The 2145-nt window shown below is 59.9% G+C and carries 1 protein-coding gene; it reads left to right on the top strand.

Translation table 11 applies throughout. The annotated features are described in order from the left end of the window. Positions 1-163 precede the first annotated feature (163 nt). The coding region (locus OSC10802_RS57095) for a cadherin-like domain-containing protein (RefSeq protein WP_445727662.1) at positions 164-2145 on the top strand (1982 nt) is incomplete at its 3' end.

Here is a 2145-nt window from a genome sequence, read left to right as displayed (position 1 = left end):
GAATAATCCGCAAGTCGTTATTGTAGCGGCGGTAGAGGATGCCGTTGCAGAAGGAAATCACACCGGCACGATTACCCACACGGCTGTCAGTGCGGATGCCAACTATGACGGAATTGCTGTTGACAGCGTTACGGCTTCCATTACAGATAACGACAGTGCGCCGGTGTTGGTGAATAGCGGTTTAACACTTGATGAGGGTGGGGTTGCGACGATTAGCAGCAGCGAGTTGCAAACGATCAATACCGCTCAAGATTCGGGATTGATATTATACACTATAAGCACAGCACCTGTCAAGGGGATTTTGAAAAAGAGCGGGAGTGGTTTGAGTGCCGGTGACACTTTCACGCAAGCTCACATCGATGCAGGCAATATCACCTACGATCACGATGGGAGCGAGACGGTTAGCGATAGCTTCAGCTTCACAGTCTCGGATGGTGTAAGTGGTTTAGCTGGAGGCACTTTTGCCATTAGCGTCAACCCGCAAAATGACGCACCCAGCTTTAGCAGTAACCCCCTACTAACCGGCACTGCAGACACACCCTATAGCTACACCATCAGCACTACTGACTCTGACAGCGGCGACACCCGCATGATAGCCAGCGCCACATCCCTGCCGGTTTGGCTTAGCCTAAGCGACAGCGGAGATGGCACTGCAACCTTGACAGGAACGCCAAGTAATGATAATGCCGGCAGTTACAACATAGTATTGCTGGTAACGGATGCCGGTGGTTCAACAGCGACGCAAAGCTTCACCATCGCCGTCAATCCTATCGCCACACCGGCACCCACACCAGAACCGACTCCCATCCCTATACCCACATCGGCACCCACACCGGCACTCACTCCCATCCCTATACCCACACCGGCACCCACACCAGAACCGATGCCGGTTCCTGTACCGGTGCCGGTTCCTATACCCACACCGGCACCCACACCAGAACCGACTCCCATCCCTATCCCCACACCGGCACCCACACCAGAACCGATGCCGGTTCCTGTACCGGTGCCGGTTCCTATACCCACACCGGCACCCACACCAGAACCGACTCCCATCCCTATCCCCACACCGGCACCCACACCAGAACCGATGCCGGTTCCTGTACCGGTGCCGGTTCCTATACCCACACCTGCACCCACACCAGAACCGACTCCCATCCCTATCCCCACACCAGCACCCACACCAGAACCGATGCCGGTTCCTGTACCGGTGCCGGTTCCTATCCCCACACCTGCACCCACACTAGAACCCACACCCATCCCTGTACCGACACCGGCACCCACACCCATCCCTGTACCGACACCGGCACCCACACCAGAACCCACACCGGCACCCACACCAGAACCGATGCCGGTTCCTGTACCGGTGCCGGTTCCTATACCCACACCGGCACCCACACCAGAACCGACTCCCATCCCTATCCCCACACCAGCACCCACACCAGAACCGATGCCGGTTCCTGTACCGGTGCCGGTTCCTATACCCACACCGGCACCCACACCAGAACCGACTCCCATCCCTATCCCCACACCGGCACCCACACCGGCACCCACACCCATCCCTGCACCGACACCGGCACCCACACCGGCACCCACACCCATCCCTGTACCGACACCGGCACCCACACCAGAACCCACACCGGCACCCACACCAGAACCGATGCCGGTTCCTGTACCGGTGCCGATTCCTATACCCACACCGGCACCCACACCAGAACCGACTCCCATCCCTATCCCCACACCGGCACCCACATCGGCACCCACACCCATCCCTGTACCCACACCGGCACCCACGCCAGAACCGATGCCGGTTCCTGTACCCACACCGGCACCCACACCAGAACCCACACCGGCACCCACACCCATCCCTGTACCGACACCGGCACCCACACCCATCCCTGTACCGACACCGGCACCCACACCAGAACCCACACCGGCACCCACACCAGAACCGATGCCGGTTCCTGTACCGGTGCCGGTTCCTATACCCACACCAGCACCCACACCAGAACCGACTCCCATCCCTATCCCCACACCGGCACCCACACCGACACCCACACCCATCCCTGTACCGACACCGGCACCCACACCAGAACCGATGCCGGTTCCTGTACCGGTGCCGGTTCCTATCCCCACACCTGCACCCAC

It is taken from the genome of Kamptonema formosum PCC 10802, from assembly GCF_000332335.1.
In the GTDB taxonomy this organism is placed as follows: Bacteria; Cyanobacteriota; Cyanobacteriia; order Cyanobacteriales; family Oscillatoriaceae; genus Oscillatoria.
Note: the sequence above shows the minus strand (reverse complement) of the source record. Positions and strands in the feature narration are given on the sequence as shown.